Annotated in this window: 14 protein-coding genes; 11 read left to right on the top strand and 3 right to left on the bottom strand. The window is 46.4% G+C overall.

Annotation, left to right across the window (positions count from 1 at the left end; genetic code table 11):
* Positions 1-2: 2 nt before the first annotated feature.
* From KO533_RS02985 to KO533_RS02950, 8 genes are all read left to right on the top strand, one after another.
* Complete coding sequence (locus KO533_RS02985) at positions 3-962, top strand: beta-ketoacyl-ACP synthase III (RefSeq protein ID WP_028760369.1); 960 nt, start codon at positions 3-5, stop codon at positions 960-962.
* Between the two features lie 62 nt (positions 963-1,024).
* A complete protein-coding gene (gene fabD, locus KO533_RS02980) occupies positions 1,025-1,951 on the top strand; it encodes an ACP S-malonyltransferase (RefSeq protein ID WP_173245461.1) in 927 nt (308 codons plus the stop codon).
* 9 nt (positions 1,952-1,960) lie between these two features.
* On the top strand, positions 1,961-2,707 hold the full coding sequence (fabG, locus tag KO533_RS02975) for a 3-oxoacyl-ACP reductase FabG (protein ID WP_006081230.1): 747 nt from the start codon (positions 1,961-1,963) through the stop codon (positions 2,705-2,707).
* Between the two features lie 164 nt (positions 2,708-2,871).
* Positions 2,872-3,105, top strand: coding sequence for an acyl carrier protein (gene acpP / locus KO533_RS02970; RefSeq protein ID WP_006081231.1), 234 nt, complete (start codon positions 2,872-2,874; stop codon positions 3,103-3,105).
* Between the two features lie 236 nt (positions 3,106-3,341).
* Positions 3,342-4,580 (top strand): beta-ketoacyl-ACP synthase II, encoded by a 1,239-nt coding sequence (fabF, locus tag KO533_RS02965; RefSeq protein WP_006087466.1) that lies wholly within the window; start codon positions 3,342-3,344, stop codon positions 4,578-4,580.
* A 232-nt stretch (positions 4,581-4,812) separates the two neighbouring features.
* Positions 4,813-5,181 (top strand): hypothetical protein, encoded by a 369-nt coding sequence (locus KO533_RS02960; RefSeq protein WP_168823881.1) that lies wholly within the window; start codon positions 4,813-4,815, stop codon positions 5,179-5,181.
* Between the two features lie 117 nt (positions 5,182-5,298).
* Complete coding sequence (locus tag KO533_RS02955) at positions 5,299-5,778, top strand: acyl-CoA thioesterase (RefSeq protein ID WP_219252803.1); 480 nt, start codon at positions 5,299-5,301, stop codon at positions 5,776-5,778.
* A 168-nt stretch (positions 5,779-5,946) separates the two neighbouring features.
* A complete protein-coding gene (locus KO533_RS02950) occupies positions 5,947-6,822 on the top strand; it encodes an NAD(P)-dependent oxidoreductase (RefSeq protein ID WP_105252854.1) in 876 nt (291 codons plus the stop codon).
* 182 nt (positions 6,823-7,004) lie between these two features.
* Here KO533_RS02950 and KO533_RS02945 read toward each other — a convergent pair whose 3' ends face one another.
* On the bottom strand, positions 7,005-7,853 hold the full coding sequence (locus KO533_RS02945; protein ID WP_219252801.1) for a D-hexose-6-phosphate mutarotase: 849 nt from the start codon (positions 7,851-7,853) through the stop codon (positions 7,005-7,007).
* 246 nt (positions 7,854-8,099) lie between these two features.
* Between KO533_RS02945 and KO533_RS02940 the strand changes: the two genes are divergently transcribed.
* From KO533_RS02940 to KO533_RS02930, 3 genes are all read left to right on the top strand, one after another.
* On the top strand, positions 8,100-9,890 hold the full coding sequence (locus KO533_RS02940; protein WP_219252799.1) for an acyl-CoA dehydrogenase C-terminal domain-containing protein: 1,791 nt from the start codon (positions 8,100-8,102) through the stop codon (positions 9,888-9,890).
* A 396-nt stretch (positions 9,891-10,286) separates the two neighbouring features.
* Positions 10,287-12,533 (top strand): TonB-dependent receptor, encoded by a 2,247-nt coding sequence (locus KO533_RS02935; protein ID WP_219252914.1) that lies wholly within the window; start codon positions 10,287-10,289, stop codon positions 12,531-12,533.
* A 242-nt stretch (positions 12,534-12,775) separates the two neighbouring features.
* The gene (locus tag KO533_RS02930) at positions 12,776-13,870 is read left to right on the top strand and encodes a patatin family protein (RefSeq protein ID WP_219252798.1); all 1,095 of its coding nucleotides are present in this window, start codon (positions 12,776-12,778) and stop codon (positions 13,868-13,870) included.
* Between the two features lie 192 nt (positions 13,871-14,062).
* On the opposite strand, the gene asnB is transcribed toward KO533_RS02930, so the two are convergent.
* Both asnB and KO533_RS02920 read right to left on the bottom strand, forming a co-directional pair.
* On the bottom strand, positions 14,063-15,727 hold the full coding sequence (gene asnB, locus KO533_RS02925; RefSeq protein ID WP_219252797.1) for an asparagine synthase B: 1,665 nt from the start codon (positions 15,725-15,727) through the stop codon (positions 14,063-14,065).
* 589 nt (positions 15,728-16,316) lie between these two features.
* Entirely contained in the window at positions 16,317-17,993 is a 1,677-nt protein-coding gene (locus KO533_RS02920; protein WP_219252796.1) for a M28 family metallopeptidase, read from the bottom strand.
* Positions 17,994-18,000: the final 7 nt, after the last annotated feature.

Raw genomic sequence — 18,000 nt, 5'->3', positions numbered from 1 at the left:
TTATGCATACAAAAATTCTCGGAACTGGTAGTTATCTACCGGTGCAGGTGCGTAGCAATCAAGATTTGGAAAAAATGGTGGAAACCACTGACCAATGGATTGTTGAACGTACAGGTATATCAGAACGTCGCATTGCGGCTTTCGATGAAACCGTTTCAACTATGGGCTACCAAGCGGCATTAAAAGCGCTAGAAATGGCTGGCATAGAAGCATCAGATTTAGACATGATCGTTTGCGGCACCACCAGTGCTCCCAATGCTTTTCCTGCTGCGGCCTGTGAAATTCAAGCCATGCTTGGCGTGCATACCATTCCAGCTTTTGATATCGCAGCGGCGTGTTCAGGCTTTGTTTATGCTTTATCTGTTGCCGATCAATTTGTAAAAACGGGCGCGGCTAAAAAAGTATTAGTGATTGGTGCCGATGTACTGTCTCGCTTATGTGAGCCAGAAGATCGTTCAACGATTATTTTATTTGGTGATGGTGCGGGCGCGGTTGTGATAGGCGCATCCGAAACGCCAGGGATCATTTCGACCCACATTTATGCCGACGGTCGCCAAGGTGACTTATTGAAATGCGCTTTCCCACCACGTAAAGGCGAAACCTCTGAAGCGGTCGGTTTTATGACCATGAAAGGCAACGATGTCTTTAAAGTGGCTGTGACTCAATTGTCCCATGTGGTGACTGAGACGTTACGCATTAACAATATCGATAAGTCAGAAATTGACTGGTTAGTGCCACATCAAGCTAACTTCCGAATTATCAATGCTACCGCTAAAAAGCTCGATATGAGTCTTGATAAAGTCGTATTGACCTTAGCTAAACACGGTAATACTTCTGCCGCGTCAGTGCCCATTGCATTGGATGAAGCCGTACGTGATGGCCGTATTCAGCGCGGACAACTACTGCTGCTTGAGGCCTTTGGTGCTGGGTTTGCGTGGGGCAGTGCGCTCATTCGTTTCTAAGTTCTACATGTGTGTTCCACATGATTTTTCAATAAATTAAGTTAGCCATAGGTAATTTGAATATGGAAAATGTTGCTTTTGTATTTCCGGGTCAAGGTTCACAAGCCCTAGGCATGTTAGCCGAGCTTGCCGAATCTCATGCTGTTGTTGGACAAACCTTTGCTGAGGCGAGTGACGTCTTAGGTTATGATCTGTGGGCATTGGTTCAGCAAGGTCCTGTTGAAAGCTTAAATGAAACCGATAAAACTCAACCAGCCCTATTAGCGGCGAGCGTGGCGATTTGGCGTACCTACGTGGCTTCAGGCAAACCTATGCCTGCTATACTCGCGGGTCACAGCTTAGGCGAGTATTCTGCTTTAGTTTGCGCCGGTGTGATGGATTTTAAAGACGCGATTAAGTTGGTGGAATTACGTGGTCAACTGATGCAGCAAGCGGTTCCAGCTGGCACGGGTGCTATGTATGCGATTATCGGTTTGGACAACGAGAGTATCGCTAATGCCTGCGCCGAAGTGGCTCAAGGTGACGTGGTGAGTCCAGTTAACTTTAACAGTCCTGGTCAAGTGGTCATTGCAGGTCAAAAAGACGCAGTTGAGCGCGCTGCAGTAGCTTGTAAAGCAGCGGGCGCTAAAATGGCGGTGGCTCTACCTGTCAGCGTGCCATCACACTGTGCATTAATGAAACCTGCGGCGGATAAACTGGCCGTGGCATTAAACGATGTACAGTTTAATACCCCAACAATTACAGTGATTAATAACGTTGATGTGGCATCACCCACCTCTGCTGATGACATTAAAGATGCGTTAGTGCGTCAGTTATATTGTCCTGTCCGCTGGAGCGAAACTGTTGAGCTAATGGCCCAAAAAGGCATTACCCAACTGGTGGAATGTGGTCCTGGTAAAGTATTGACAGGATTAGCAAAACGAATTAATAAATCACTATCAGCCCAAGCGGTTAATGATGTTGCTTCATTAGCAGCATTAACTGAGTAAGGAGTTTATATGAGTTTCAACCTGAATTTAACAGGCAAAGTGGCTTTGGTGACAGGTGCGAGCCGCGGTATTGGCCGTGCGATCGCTGAGACACTGGTCGAAGCAGGTGCAGTGGTTATTGGAACCGCAACCAGTGAGAAGGGCGCTGCGGCAATCCAAGAATATCTGGGTGACAAAGGTTTTGGTTTAGTGCTTAATGTCACAGATAGTGAATCTGTTACACATTTATTCGCCTCGATCAAAGAAAAAGCGGGTGATGTTGATATTCTAGTCAACAACGCGGGTATAACCCGTGATAATCTGCTGATGCGGATGAAAGATGATGAATGGCAGGATATTATCGACACTAACCTGACATCGTTATTTAGACTGTCAAAACCTGTGATGCGTACCATGATGAAAAAGCGCTTTGGCCGAATCATCAATATCGGTTCAGTGGTAGGCACCATGGGCAATGCAGGTCAAGTTAACTACTCGGCAGCAAAGGCGGGTTTGATTGGATTTACAAAATCTCTTGCAAGAGAGGTTGCATCTCGTCAAATTACAGTTAATGCTATCGCTCCTGGATTTATCCAGACCGATATGACAGATGAGCTGACCGAAGAGCAGCAAAAAGCTATCATGTCACAGGTTCCGATGGAACGATTAGGGCAAGCGCAAGAAATTGCCAATGCAGTGCTCTTTTTGGCCTCGGACTCAGCCGCTTACATCACAGGCGAAACTTTGCATGTGAATGGCGGCATGTACATGGTTTAAGGGCGAATGGCAGGGATTTCTGTCGCAACTGAGTAGTGATCTGTATCAATTGATAGTGAAATTTCGTGGTTAGACCACGAAAACTAAGCTTGCATTGTCAGCCAAATCTAATAAACTACTCGCAATCTTACGCAAGTGCGTAATTTGAATAGGAAAGAAAACTAATGAGCAACATCGAAGAACGTGTAAAGAAAATCATTGTAGAGCAACTGGGCGTTAAAGAAGAAGACGTTAAGCCAGCGGCATCTTTCGTTGACGATCTGGGTGCAGATTCTCTGGACACTGTTGAGTTGGTTATGGCTCTGGAAGAAGAGTTTGATACCGAGATCCCTGATGAAGAAGCTGAAAAGATCACTACTGTTCAAGCAGCGATCGACTACGTTTCTAAGAATCAGTAATTCTGAATTCTTGAAGACAGGCGGCATTTTTGCCGCCTGTTTTTGTTTTACCCCCGTCAAATTCTGCCTCCGTGCCATTCAATCGTCTCTGGATCGTGTTTTAATTGTTATCCACGAGATGCTCGCCGCAGATTGGCGAATTTTTCTAAATAAAAATTATTTAAGAAATTGTCTAATGATAGAAAACACTGTGTCCTCTATCTGAATTAACAAATTAGCATTTAAAGGTGACTGCCGTGTCTAAACGTCGTGTAGTGGTAACCGGTTTGGGGTTAGTAACTCCAGTGGGCAATACTGTCGATACTACTTGGAAGGCTTTACTTTCGGGTAAGAGTGGTATTGCACCGATAACCAAATTTGATGCCAGTGAATTTACCACTCGTTTCAGTGGTTCAGTAAAAGATTTCGATGTTGAGCAATACGTAACGAAAAAAGACGCCCGTAAGATGGACCTCTTTATTCAATACGGTATGGCGGCTGGCATCCAAGCTATCCAAGACTCAGGTCTGGACATGAGCAAAGAAAACCCTGGTCGTGTCGGTACTGCTATTGGTGCAGGTATGGGCGGTATGTGGTTGATTGAACAAGGTCACAGCGCATTGATGAATGGTGGCCCGCGTAAGGTTTCTCCTTTCTTCGTACCTAGTACCATCATCAATATGATTTCGGGCCACTTGTCGATCATGTTTGGCATGAAAGGTCCAAATTTTGCCGTGACGACCGCTTGTACTACGGGTGTGCATAATATCGGTTTCGCGGCGCGTACCATTGCCTATGGCGATGCAGACGTGATGGTTGCGGGCGGTGCTGAGGATGTCACTTCTCCTTTAGGCGTGGCAGGTTTTGGTGCAGCGAAAGCGTTATCGACACGCAATGACGATCCTACTGCGGCGAGCCGTCCATGGGATAAAGACCGTGATGGTTTTGTGATCGGTGATGGCGCTGGTGTGATGGTGATGGAAGAGTACGAACATGCAAAAGCGCGCGGTGCAACCATTTACGGCGAATTAGTCGGTTTTGGTATGAGCGGTGATGCGTTCCATATGACATCGCCTCCAAGTGACGGAGCAGGCGCTGCGGCTGCTATGGTCAATGCCATTAATGACGCTAAGTTATCACTGGAGCAAATTGGTTATATCAATGCCCACGGTACTTCGACGCCAGCGGGTGATAAAGCGGAAGCGGCAGCGGTTAAGTCAGTATTTGGCGACCACGCTTATAAAGTACTGGTTAGCTCGACTAAATCGATGACGGGTCACCTGTTAGGTGCTGCGGGTGCGGTTGAAGCGATTTTCACTTTGCTAGCACTGCGCGACCAAGCCGTACCGCCAACCATCAACTTGGATAATCCAGATGAAGGTTGTGACTTAGACTTTGTCGCCCACACAGCCCGTGACGTGAAGATGGATTACGCTCTGTGTAACTCCTTCGGTTTTGGTGGGACTAACGGTTCATTACTGTTCAAGAAAGTGTAAAACACGCATTTATGGTGTAAAAAATAGTGAAAAAATGCGCCTGAGGGCGCATTTTTTATGGGTCAAATTCATTGCTCATGTGAGTTGAACTCCGTTATCTTATGACTTTATTGTGATGGATGTCACTTTATAACTGTATGATATCCATAGTGTTAACATTTGTTCATCAAGCTTGTTTAATTCTAGTGACCACAGATAATGACAGACATATTCAATCTTAATGGAGTGTGTCATGTTAAATCCTGCGGTGATCCCGCTTGTTCCCCTCATTGGCGCATTAACTGCCAATCTGACCGAATTGATCCGTGGTGAGTTTAAAGTGTGGCATCCAAACATGGACATTGGGATCAAGACTTTTACCTTAGCAATCGCTGCTTACGTGGTGGTTTGGTTTGCCTTATTGGTGACGGCGATTAACGTCGGTGGCGATAGCAATATGTCCTCGGGCCTCGAAGTGCTGGGTTTCTTTATGTTTGGCTTAGGCGTTTACACTTTTGCTAAGGGTACGCGTTTCGTCAGTAGTGAACTTCAACTATGGATTTATCGTTTAGCGTTGCCGAGTTTATTGCTTTGCTGCGTGCTTATTAGCCACTTTGGTTAAATCGAATTTTTTGACGAGGTCAATCGTAATTATTTTTACGCTAATGGGGCTTTCTATCGTAAACTCAGCCTATTGCACGAAACATTGAGCCACAGTGGCTGAATAAGTTGAGGTTATATGGCTGGTATAGATAGACAAAGTACCCTGAGATTTTTGTCAGAGCCTGCGGATGTGAATTTTGGTGGTAAAGTTCACGGCGGTGCTGTGATGAAGTGGATCGATCTCGCAGCCTATGCCTGTGCAGCGGGCTGGAGCGGTAAATATTGTATTACTGCTTATGCGGGCGGTATTCGTTTTGTGCAACCCATTTTGGTGGGCAATATCGTTGAAGTTAGCGCAAAAGTGATTTATACGGGTAAAACTTCTATGCATATCGGTATCGATGTGCGAGCGGGCGATCCTAAAGTTTCTGAGCGTCATCTCACCACCCATTGTATTGTGATCATGGTAGCAGTTGGTGAAGATGGCCTACCTACGCCTGTGCCTGAGTGGATACCACAGACGGAACATGATATTCATTTGCGGGATTCTGCACTGCGCTTGATGGAAATGCGTAAAAAGATTGGCGCCGAAATGGAAGCCCATGTGGTGAAATAGCTCCATAAATTAAATCAGCAAAGGCGCTTAAGGCGCCTTTGTTGTTTGTAGCGAAAAGTGCGTTTATCACTCGCTCCGATTTCACTCTGACGTTACCGTTGATGAATGTTAAACTGCGGCCACTATTTTGAATCGATTCACTTTGTTTATCTATTTAAGGATCAGCTCATGGCAAAAGTTGCATTTATTGGTTTAGGCGTAATGGGATATCCCATGGCGAGGCATTTACTGAACAAAGGCCATGAGGTCACTGTTTATAATCGTACTTTTGCCAAGGCGCAAACTTGGGTCGACACCTATGGCGGTCGCTGCTGTCCAACACCAAAGGAAGCGGCAGAGGGTCAAGATATTGTGTTTACTTGCGTGGGCAATGACAACGACCTGCGGGAAGTGGTATTCGGCAGTGATGGCGTTATTCATGGGATGGAAAAGGGCACTGTGCTGGTTGACCATACTACGGCTTCGGCCGATGTTGCTCGTGAGCTTCATCAAGTGTTAGCGGAAAAGGGCATTGATTTCCTCGATGCGCCTGTGTCTGGCGGTCAAGCGGGCGCTGAAAATGGCGCCTTGACTGTGATGGTCGGCGGCGATGAAGCGGTATTTGAGCGTGTTAAACCCGTGATTGAAGCCTTTGCCCGCTGCGCCGAGCGTTTAGGTGAGGTTGGTGCAGGTCAGTTAACTAAGATGGTGAACCAAATTTGTATCGCGGGTGTGGTGCAAGGTTTGGCGGAAGCGCTGCAATTTGCCCGTAAAGCGGGACTCGATGGCGAGAAAGTCATTGAAGTGATCAGCAAAGGCGCGGCGCAAAGCTGGCAGATGGAAAATCGCTACAAGACGATGTGGGGCCAGAGCTATGATTTTGGTTTTGCCGTCGATTGGATGCGTAAAGACTTAGGCATAGCCTTAGAAGAAGCCCGCCGCAATGGTTCACATTTGCCATTGACCGCTTTGGTGGATCAATTCTATTCAGAAGTGCAGGGCATGGGCGGTAACCGTTGGGATACGTCTAGCTTGCTGGCGCGCTTAGAGAAATCGGCGAAATAAGTTTTACCTTAAGTTTCATCGTTATAAAAACTTAGGTTTCGTAGTGATAAAACTCTGGTTTCGCAGTGATAGGTTTTGCAATGATAAAAATGCCCAGTCCCGATTGCGTTGGCAAATAGGACTGGGCATTTTTGTGTGTATCGTTTTTTGACTAGGACATTAAGTGCTAGGATATTTAATCGTTAGTCTTTCCAGCGAATATGGGTCACTAAACTGTGAGTTTCACCTGGAGCAAGCACGACTTTATCTTCTAATACATTGGCCGCTTCTAGGCAGACCATGGTCAGATAATCCTCTGGATTAAATCGGCCCAGGCGTTGTGACTTTTCAATCCATGGGTTCCATAATACGGCGGATTGGCTGTTTTCACGGCTGACTTCGATTGTCCCCTGCGGCGTATGCAATAACTGCACTGGGCCGAGATCGGTATAGACACGATCTGTCTCGCGATCAAACAGCACTTCATCCGTGGTTTGCGGATAAGGCCCTTGTGCAAATTCGATGTATTTTGACCCACTAAAACCGCTGGCTTTGAGTTGGTGGATATCCTCAATCGGAAAATAGCTGTGCAGCGCTTGGGTAAGTGTGACGGTTTCATCGCCTAAGTTGGTATTCACAAGGCTAATGCTTAGAGTGTCGCTTAGGGTGAATAACACGCTGACCTCAGTGTTATGCGGCCAATAGATTTTATCTTGCTCACTGATTTTTAAGCTAAAACGTAAATCCACTAACTGGTTACGCATTTCTACCGATTCCAGCGCCCAAATGCGGGTACGGGCGAAACCGTGTTGGGGAAAGTTCACTTCACCACTCATGCCAAACCAAGGCCAGCATACGGGCACACCGCCACGGATCCCATTACCGGGTTGATAATCGTCAGCCGATGAAACCCACAGCAAAGGTGGTTTGCCTACGGGTTGAAAATAGTCTATTTGCGCGCCCTGCAAAAAAATTCTTGCCTGACATAACGCCGTATTCACTTCGACATAATCGAGCCCGTTGGCGTGCTTTTTAGTAGTGACAGAACCCATAGTAGCAATATCCTTAACTCTGCTGGCATATCAGAAAAACAGGCAGTTAGCTTACAAAGTTTTCCGCGATAACATAAGGCTTTGTTGCGATCAATTTACGGTTTCGCTGTTCGTTTGTGTAAACAAAAGTCTGTGGCGGATACTGAGGTGCTTTCTTTTTCGGCAGATTTAGCTAAAGTGGTCAGAGCACCAAAGTGGTCAGATCACTTAGTTGAGTTGCAGTCTAACAAGAAAAGGGAAGCGATTATGCCAGTTTATCAAGCGCCGCTGCGCGACTATCAATTTATCCTCGATGAAATGTTACATATTTATCAGCAAGATGCACTCAAGGGGTTCGATGAAATCGATCCAGATCTTGTCGATGCGATCCTGCAAGGTATGGCCGACTTTAGTACTGAAGTTATGTTACCGCTCAATAGTGTCGGCGATCTGCAAGGCTGTAAGTTGGTCGATGGTAAGGTGATTACACCGGAAGGATTTGATAATGCCTATCGGCAGTTTGTTGATAATGGCTGGCCGACGCTGACCTGCGATCCTGAATATGGCGGCCAAGGCTTACCCGAAGTGGTGGGGATTTTTGCCACTGAGATACAAACGGCAACTAACATGGCCTTTGCCATGTATCCCGGTTTGACCCATGGCGCTTATGCCGCCATCCATACCCACGGCAGTGATGCGCTCAAGCAAAAATATTTAAGTAAACTGGTCAGCGGTGAATGGACTGGGACCATGAACTTGACCGAGTCCCACGCCGGTACGGACTTAGCCTTATTACGCACTAAAGCCGTGCCAGTATCCGAAGGTGTTTTTGCTATCAGCGGTGAGAAAATTTTTATCTCCTCAGGCGATCACCAACTCACCGACAACATAGTGCACCTCGTATTAGCTCGTTTGCCCGATGCACCTGAAGGTGTGAAGGGCATATCTTTGTTCGCCGTGCCTAAAGTATTAGTGAATAACGATGGTAGTTTAGGCGCGCCGAACACTTTATATGCCAGTGGCCTTGAACATAAGATGGGCATTCACGGTAACTCAACTTGTGTGATGGTATTTGAAGCTGCGCTGGGTGAGCTTGTCGGCGAGCCGCACCAAGGACTGCGCGCCATGTTTACTATGATGAACCAAGCGCGTTTAGGCGTTGGCGTGCAAGGTCTGGGTGTCTCTGAGATTGCCTATCAAAATGCGCTGGCCTATGCCAAAGACAGATTACAGAGCCGCGCTTTAAGCGGTGCCAAAGCACCCGAAAAAGCCGCCGATCCGATTTTGGTTCATGGCGATGTGCGCCGTATGTTGCTGTCGCAAAAAGCCTTTAATGAAGGCGCAAGAGCCTTAGTTGGACAACAAGCTTTGTGGCTAGATGAAGCTGAACGTCATACCGATCCCGCCAAAGCCAAAGTTGCTTCCCAATTAGCGGCACTGTTCACGCCAGTGGTGAAAGGTTTTATCACTAACCGTGGTTTTAATGCCTGTGTCGATGCACAGCAAGTGTTTGGTGGACATGGTTATATTCATGAGTGGGGTATGGAGCAATTTGTGCGTGATAGCCGTATTGCACTGATTTATGAAGGCACTAACGGCATTCAGGCGCTGGATTTAGTGGGGCGTAAGCTGCTTAGCGACCGCGGTGCGGCGATGCAGCAATGGTCAGCGTTAGTGACTGAGTTTATTAAATCGCATAGCACGAATGCGGCGATGCAACCTTACGTGAGTGGTTTAATGGATTGTGCGGGTGATTTGCAAAAGGCCAGTGGTTATTTAGCGACCCATGCTGCGACCAATCCAGACATTATCGGCGCAGCCTCTATGGCTTATCTGGAGTTATTTGGGGTGACTGCACTGGCATGGATGTGGGCCAGAAGTGCCGCGGTGGCATTAGCGGCGTTGGAGCAGGGCACCGAAGAAACCGCATTTTACCAAGCTAAATTGAAAACTGCCGATTTCTACATGGCTTACTGGGCGGTGCAAGGTCGCAGTCTGCGTAAGCAAATTGAGCAGGCGAGTGAAATGCTCACTCAATTGGATGAAGCTATCTTTTAAGCATTACCTTAATAGGCTGAGTTAAGCCTTTGCTTAAAAACAGCTCAACAACAGTCAAAACCAGCGCACTGTCGCTGGTTTTTATTTCTATATCGTTTAAATATTTAACTTTTTGTTTTTATTAGGTTACACACAAATGCTCAGCTTGATGCTGTGAGTCTCTGTCTCATTCCACATTAAAACTTTCATCGAAGGTCTGTGTTACTGGCGCTCTCTTTCGTTTGAGTCATAACCAAACATAACGAGGATTATGTGAGTTGATGTCGATGATTTATTAAACGCGTTTCACAATTGTGTAAATTCAAATGATAATTATTGTCATTCGTAAATCATTCTTTATAATGACGGCCAATTCGTTTGAATACATTTGTAAACCCTTTGGTTTATGCCATTTTTATGCGCTCGCGCTGGGGACATTCTGTGAAGACTCGTTTCGCCTACTCATTAATCGCACTTGCACTCGCTCAACATCAGTCGGCATTTGCCGCTGAAACTGTACTCGATAAAGAGGCTCCACAGCAGACCTTGTCTACGAGCTCACCAGTCCCCAGTCCTGCATCGACTCAATCCGCAGCAAATGAGGAGATAAAACTCGCAGCACCTGAGCGTATTGCCGTCCATGGCCGCGCAATGCAAATGTACGTCGATAAAGAAACGACGGTTGGTACTAAGACGGCGATTAATGTGATGGAATTGCCGCAGTCGGTGCAAGTGCTGACCGAGCAATTAATCGTCGACCAAGCGGCGCGCAATATTACCGATTTATATCGCTCAATCGCGGGTGTGAGTGAGTTCAGTTATTCTGGCGTAACCTTTCGCGGTTTCCGCGACGATGCCAACGTCTTTTATGATGGCGTAAGGGGCGATCCCTATTCGGGATTTTCTGTGCCGCAACTCTTTAACGTGCAGCGGGTTGAAGTGTTAAAAGGCCCTGCATCCGCACTTTATGGCGGCGGTGAACCTGGCGGTATGATCAACTATGTCACTAAAAAACCAACCTTTGTCGAGAGCAAAGAGCTGACCTTAAGCACAGGCAGCGAGGATATGATGGGCGGCTCGCTGGATTTGACCGGCGGCTTAACCCAAAATCTCGCCTATCGCTTTGGCGCCTATTATCAGCAGGAAGATAGCTTTCGCAATAATGCCGATAGCCAAAATGCCGAAGTGGCGGGTGGGTTACTCTACGAAATCAGTGACGATACTAAGCTCACCACCACTTTCGATATTATTAAGCAGGATTTAGGCGGTAACCGACTGCGCGGTGTTCCCGTCGATGATGCGGGCAATTTTCTTGTCGCACCTTCCTATAATGCCAATGAGAAGAGTGACTTTCAGAAGATGGATGCACTGGTGCTGCAATCGATTCTCGATCATCAATTTACCGATAATTTCTCGGTCAAGACTCAGATCCGTTATCTGAATAATGATTCGACGCAGCAATATCATGAATCGAGAGGTTGGGCGACCTTAGATGCCAATAAAAAGCCCATTATGGGTGATGGCACCATTAAGCGTGAATACCGAGTTCAAGCACGTGCTAATGATGAAATCAGTTTAACCAATGATTTTGTCTATGCATTCGATGCTTTAGGTTTTGAACATGAATTCCTGTTCGGCGGCGACTATCACTATGTCGAAACCGAATATCAGTACAAATTGGCGACTGATAAGGATGGTGTTGGTAACTTGAATATTTTTGACCTTAACTATGGTGATACCGACCCTAATAGTTACAACTTGAAGGATAAAAATACCGATGGTACCCGCGCTAACCGTTACGGCATTTATGTACAGGAACATCTGCACTTTAATGAACAGTGGTCATTGATTGCCGGTCTGCGTTTTAGCCAGTTTGATGATTATGATAAAAATACCGGGTTCTCCTTCAGCGATAACGCGATAACGCCAAGAGCAGGGCTTAATTATCGTCCAATCGATTCAATGTCCTTTTATTTGAATTACTCAGAGAGCTTCAATCCAGCATCTTTAACCAATCAAGCAGAAGATATTGGTGACGGTTTCCTCGATCCAGAAACGGGCAATCAAATTGAACTTGGGATGAAAAATGAATGGCTTGATGGCCAGTTTATGACCACGCTCGCTGTGTATCGGATTGAAAAACAAAATGTCGCCCAAGCTAACCCTTTAGATACTGGTGATGACGATGGTATTCCCGCTTTACTTAATTTGGGTGAAGTACACAGTCAAGGCATTGAATGGACGCTGGTGGGGGATTTAACCGATAACCTGACCGTCACGGCAAACTATGCCTATAACGAGACCGAAGTGGTTAAAGGGGTAACGAACGACAGTTTAACTAATACGTTTGATAGTAAGCACTTTGCCAATGCGCCGCGCCATCAAGCAGGGATATGGACCCGTTACGATATCAATGTACTTGATTCGGCGATTGCTTTTGGCATGGATTACGTGGGTGAACAGTTTAGCCTCGATGGCCAAACGGTGAAGCCCCATACCATTTTTGATATGAGCTGGACGACCCAGTGGGATCAAACTCAAGTTCGCTTAAATCTTAAAAATATCTTCGATAAAGAATATGCCGTCAGTGGTTTTAGCGAGCGTAATGGCCATTTCCCCGGTGAGCCGCGTAATATTACGCTTGAACTGAGTCATAAGTTTTAATGCATTGATGTAAAAATAGCTTGTTCGTTAATGATGATGAGCAAGCTGGAGCGAATGGGTTAATCTTGTGCGAATAACCGCCGTAGCTCTCTGTCTGTATTCGTGCCTTTAGCATGGATTAACCTTGTGTAACTATCATCTTAATAGTGTTTACCTATTAAGATGATAGTTTCTATCCGTTATATTTTCTCATTCAGCTTATTTAGACTCGCCTTATATAAATTATTCGATAAGGTTTTCCTATGCACGCCGTCAGCCACTTAACCTCCAAAGACGCTCAATCTAACGCTAGCCCACAGGTGGCCTTGATTGCAGAAGGGGGGGGCCAGCGGGGCATTTTCACCGCAGGCGTGCTCGATGCTTGGCTTGATGGCGGATTCGATCCCTTTGATTTGTTTATCGGTACCTCAGCAGGCTCACAGAATCTCAGCAGTTTTTTGGCCCGCCAAAAGGGTTATGCCAAACGCTTAATCCGCGGTTTATCGCGCCATAAACGTTTCTATCGACTCGGTCGCGGGTTAGTCGGCGGCAATGTGGTCGACTTAGATTGGTATTTTGAGCAGACGCGACAAGGGATGTTTAAATTAGATCTTAACGCGGCGACAGCCTCACTCGGTCATCGGCAGTTACTGATCACCACCACCAATGCCAGTGATCGCAAGGGTTATTTTTTAAGTCCAAGCAGTAAAAGCCAGTGGCGCGAATTGCTAAAAGCTTCTAGCGCATTACCATTTTTGTATAAACAAGGGGTGAAACTCACGCCTTGGCTGAGTGACAACGCCTGTAATAGCGACAAGGCTTCTAATCACGGCGCAGCATTAAGCGAAGGTATTGACAGTGATTTTTATCTCGACGGCGGTTTAGCTGCGCCCTTACCTGTGCGTGAGGCCTATCGTCGTGGTGCCCGCAAAATTGTGGTGATCCGCACTGTGAGTGAGGATTTTCAGGCGCAATCGGCTTGGGTGCATAAACTCAAATCTTGGATTTGTGTTTCTGGGTTTTGCCCGAAAACCATAGATTACTTAGTGCAGCACGAACAAGCCTATCAGGATGAATTGGACTTTATCGCTAATCCGCCAGAGGATGTGGAGATAGTGCAGATTTTTGCTGCTGAAAATTTGCAAAGTAAATTGCTGGGCAGTACCGATGCGGATTTACGCCATGATTATCATGTGGGGCTGAGTGCTGGAAAGCAGTTTTTAAGCCTAGATCCGATGGCGTTGACGCAGATGAATGTTCATTTTCAAACTCAAGTGCAAATCAACGACAAGACTCAAATTCATACTAACGCTCATACTCAGGCTCAAATCCAGCCATTCAGTGCGCTGTCGGCCTAGTTTGGTATTTTAGCTAAGTCACCATTTTGTACGTGAGTAAGCAATAAAAGTAAAAAGCATTAAAATACAAGCGCCACCCTAGGGTGGCGCTTGTGGTTTGCAGTTTTAACCAGTTCATCAATCTAATTAATTTATATGATTAATCTAGCTCATCAGCCCAGTTTATTAACCTAGGCCTTCAAGGTTAAGTCATTAATAACTTGAGGTATGCACAGAGCGTACAGCTCGGCCCGATGGGTCGATAATGCCGCGTAAGCTTTCGTCCCAAGCCAATGCTTCTGGCGTTGAACAGGCGACGGATTTACCACCTGGAACCGTTTCTGCAGCGCCGCTCAGTGGATAATGTTCCTCAAAGAAGCAGCGATAGAAATAGGCTTCTTTGGTTTCTGGAGTGTTGTATGGGAAACGGAATTTCGCGTTCGCCAATTGTAAATCATCCACCCGCGCCGCAGCTTGTTCTTTCAAACCGTCAATCCATGAGTAGCCCACGCCGTCACTGAATTGTTCCTTCTGACGCCATGCCACTTCTTTTGGCAATTTGTGCTCAAAGGCTTTACGCAGAATGTGTTTCTCAATACGTCCATCCTTAGACATTTTCGCTTCAGGGTTGATGCGCATTGCCACATCCATAAACTCTTTATCGAGGAAGGGCACGCGAGCTTCTAATCCCCAAGCGGCCATGGCTTTGTTGGCTCGCAGACAATCGAACAGATGCAGTTTATCGAGTTTGCGGACTAACTCCTCGTGGAACGCCTGTGCGTTTGGCGCTTTATGGAAGTATAAATAGCCGCCAAATAGCTCGTCAGCACCTTCGCCCGATAACACCATTTTAATGCCCATCGCTTTGATTTTACGCGCCATTAAATACATTGGCGTGGCAGCACGTATGGTGGTGACATCATAGGTTTCTAAGTGATAGATCACTTCTTTAATCGCATCTAAGCCTTCTTGGAAGGTGAAATGGATCTCATGGTGAATCGTACCAATCGCTTCGGCGACCTTTTTGGCGGCGATTAAATCTGGCGCACCTTCAAGGCCGACGGCAAAGGAATGTAACTGTGGCCACCAAGCGTTGGTTTCGCCATCGTCTTCAATGCGGCGTTTAGCAAAGGTTTGTGTCACGGCGGAAATGATCGATGAATCTAAGCCGCCCGACAGCAACACACCATAGGGCACGTCTGACATTAATTGACGTTTGACCGCCGCTTCTAATGCGTCATGCAATTCTTCTTGGCTGGCTGGATTATCTTTAACCGCATCATAGCTTTGCCAATCGCGAGTGTAGTATTTCACCGCAGCGGCATCGCTTGAGTACAAATATTGGCCCGGTAAGAATTCTTCTACCGTTTTACACACTGGCATCAAGGCTTTCATTTCGGAGGCAACATAGAAGTTACCCGCAGCGTCCCGACCTGTGTATAGCGGGATGATACCCATGTGATCGCGGCCGATAAGGTATCTGTCTTGGGCTTTGTCATATAACACAAAGGCGAAGATACCGTTTAATTTATCAAGAAATTCAGTGCCGTATTCTTGATACAGCGCCAAGATCACTTCGCAGTCAGAGTTGGTTTGATAGCTGTACTTATCGCCTAACTGGGCTTTCAATTCTTTGTGGTTATAGATTTCGCCGTTGACCGCGAGGATCAAACTGCCATCTTCAGTCAGCAGCGGCTGAGCACCGTGTTCAATGTCAACAATTGCTAAACGTTCGTGGGCAAGAATCGCCTTATCACTGGCATAAATACCTGACCAGTCAGGGCCACGGTGGCGCATGAGCTTAGACATTTCTAGCGCGACTTGGCGCAGTTCTTTGGCATCAGATTGGATATCTAAAATCGAAAAGATTGAACACATAGTACAACTCCCACACTGTCTGTCATTTGAGGATGTCTCAATTGAGGTTTAATGTGCCAGCAATTTAGGTATTTGCCAAACACTATTTTTGACGTTTTATCTGTTTATTGGTGTTTTTGTTGATTTAGATGTTTATGTTTAATGATTTTATTTGAGAATAATTCATTTAATTTGCGTTATTTTTGATGATTTGTTTTTATTATCTGATTTGGCATGAGGGGTTTTGGGGAATTCACAATGTGTTTTGAAAAAGTGTCGATGATAGAAAAACCGCTAAAAAAGACCATAAATAATGAGTTGGCTCGTTTAAGTGTTTTATTTTTAATCAATTAATGCGCTGAGTTTGACATCAACCAATGGCATAAGCCTATTCAGAATGGTGTTGTGGGATGGATATTTCGCGATAACGGCATTTTTTATGAGCTGAAAACAAAAAAGCACGTGAATGGTTCACGTGCTTGTAGGTCTTGTTTGGCGCTTTGGCTGGCGCAGGAGGCTCTTTATTTTAGCTGGCGCTTTATTTCAAGCAGACGTCAATAAGAGATGATTAACGCAACTGTCTCTCGCAAGAAGCCACTGACTTAGCCTGTTATTTTGCGTCCGTTACAAGCGTCGTTTTGGCTGGGCGCAGGCTATTAAACTCTGTGCCTTGATAGTATCCCGGCCAATCTTTACTGTTGCCCAATGTGCGTGTGACTTGGTAGTAGATTTGCAAATCTTGCAGCGCGCCGCTCAAATCCCAGTCTTCACGGTATTCATCGCAGACATTGTGATAACAGCCTTTCATTGTAGCTTGCATCTGAGTTTTATAAGCAGCCGTGGCTTCATCAACGGGGTCGCTACCGCCGCCGGCAAAGACGGCGGGCACGCCTAGTTTGGCAAAGCTGAAATGATCTGAACGGAAGAAACCGCCCGAGGCGGGATTTTTCTCACCCATGGCGATGCGGTTTTGTTGTTTAGCCGCATCGATAAGATAAGTTTCTAACTCAGATTTACCTTTGCCGACGATGGTAAAGTCTTTGGTTTTGCCATAGATATTAGCGCTGTCGAGGTTTAACACTGCCACGGTTTTGTCGATAGGATAAAGTGGATTAGCGGCGTAATAGCGTGAACCGAGTAAGCCCTGTTCTTCACCTGTGGTGGCAATAAAGGTGACCGAGCGCGCTAAACCATGGCCTTGTTTGGCATTGTCGGCTAATTGTCTGGCGATTTCGAGAATGCCGGCAGTGCCTGAGGCATTATCCATGGCGCCGTTATAAATTTGATCGCCTTCTTTCGTCTCGTCTTTACCTATGTGATCCCAATGGGCTGTGTAGAGGATTTGCTCGTTGGCTTGTGTGCTGCCGGGGAGTGTGGCGACCACATTGTAGCTATTTGCGTATTCGGCTTTATTTTTAAAGGCGATGTTGGCCGTTTGTTCAAGGGGTAAATTGATTGAGCTGTCGGCGGCGCGCGCCATTAAATTAGGCAGTGATAAACCGGCTTTATCGAACAGTTGCGTAGCCGCGTCCAGTGTAAGCCAGCCTTCGACTTGGATACGGCTATCTTGTTCTGCTTTACTGAGGACCAGATCTTGCTGTGGTCCAGTCCAACTATTTTCTATCACGGACCAAGGGTAAGAGGCGGGCTCGGTATCATGGATAATCAGTGCGCCGAGTGCGCCTTGACGACTGGCTTCTTCAAATTTGTAGCTCCAACGGCCGTAATAGGTCATGGCTTTGCCGTTGAATTTACCCGAGTCAGGGCGAGCAAAGCCGGGATCGTTCACTAAGATCACCGCGATTTTGCCTTTCATGTCGAGATCTTGGTAATCATTCCAACCATATTCAGGGGCGTTCACCCCATAGCCGACGAAGACTAATGGTGCGTTCTCAATACTAATACCACCGTTATCGTGGCGACTGCTGAGCACTAGATCTTTTCGGTATTTAAAGGGTAATCCTGCCAGCGTAACTTGCTGCGCTTCATCTGCTGTATAGCTCACCATAGGCACTGGTTGTAAAAAGCTGCCTTGGTACGCGCCCTTGAGTCCCATCTCTGTAAAGGCTTTGGTCAAATAATCCAAGGTGAGTTTTTCACCGTGAGTGGTGGGCGCGCGGCCTTCAAATTCATCGGATGACAGGGCTTTAATATCATTTCTAAAGCGCGCTTCATTAAACTGCACTGGTTTGAGTTCAGCCAAAGTGCTGTTGCCATCAGGCTCTGGTGCATTAGGACTACAGGCACTGAGCATGGCCAGCGCACAGAGTGGATACAGACGTCGCATAGGTTAA

This window comes from Shewanella sp. NKUCC05_KAH, from assembly GCF_019345585.1.
Classification (GTDB): Bacteria; Pseudomonadota; Gammaproteobacteria; order Enterobacterales; family Shewanellaceae; genus Shewanella; species Shewanella oncorhynchi.
Note: the sequence above shows the minus strand (reverse complement) of the source record. Positions and strands in the feature narration are given on the sequence as shown.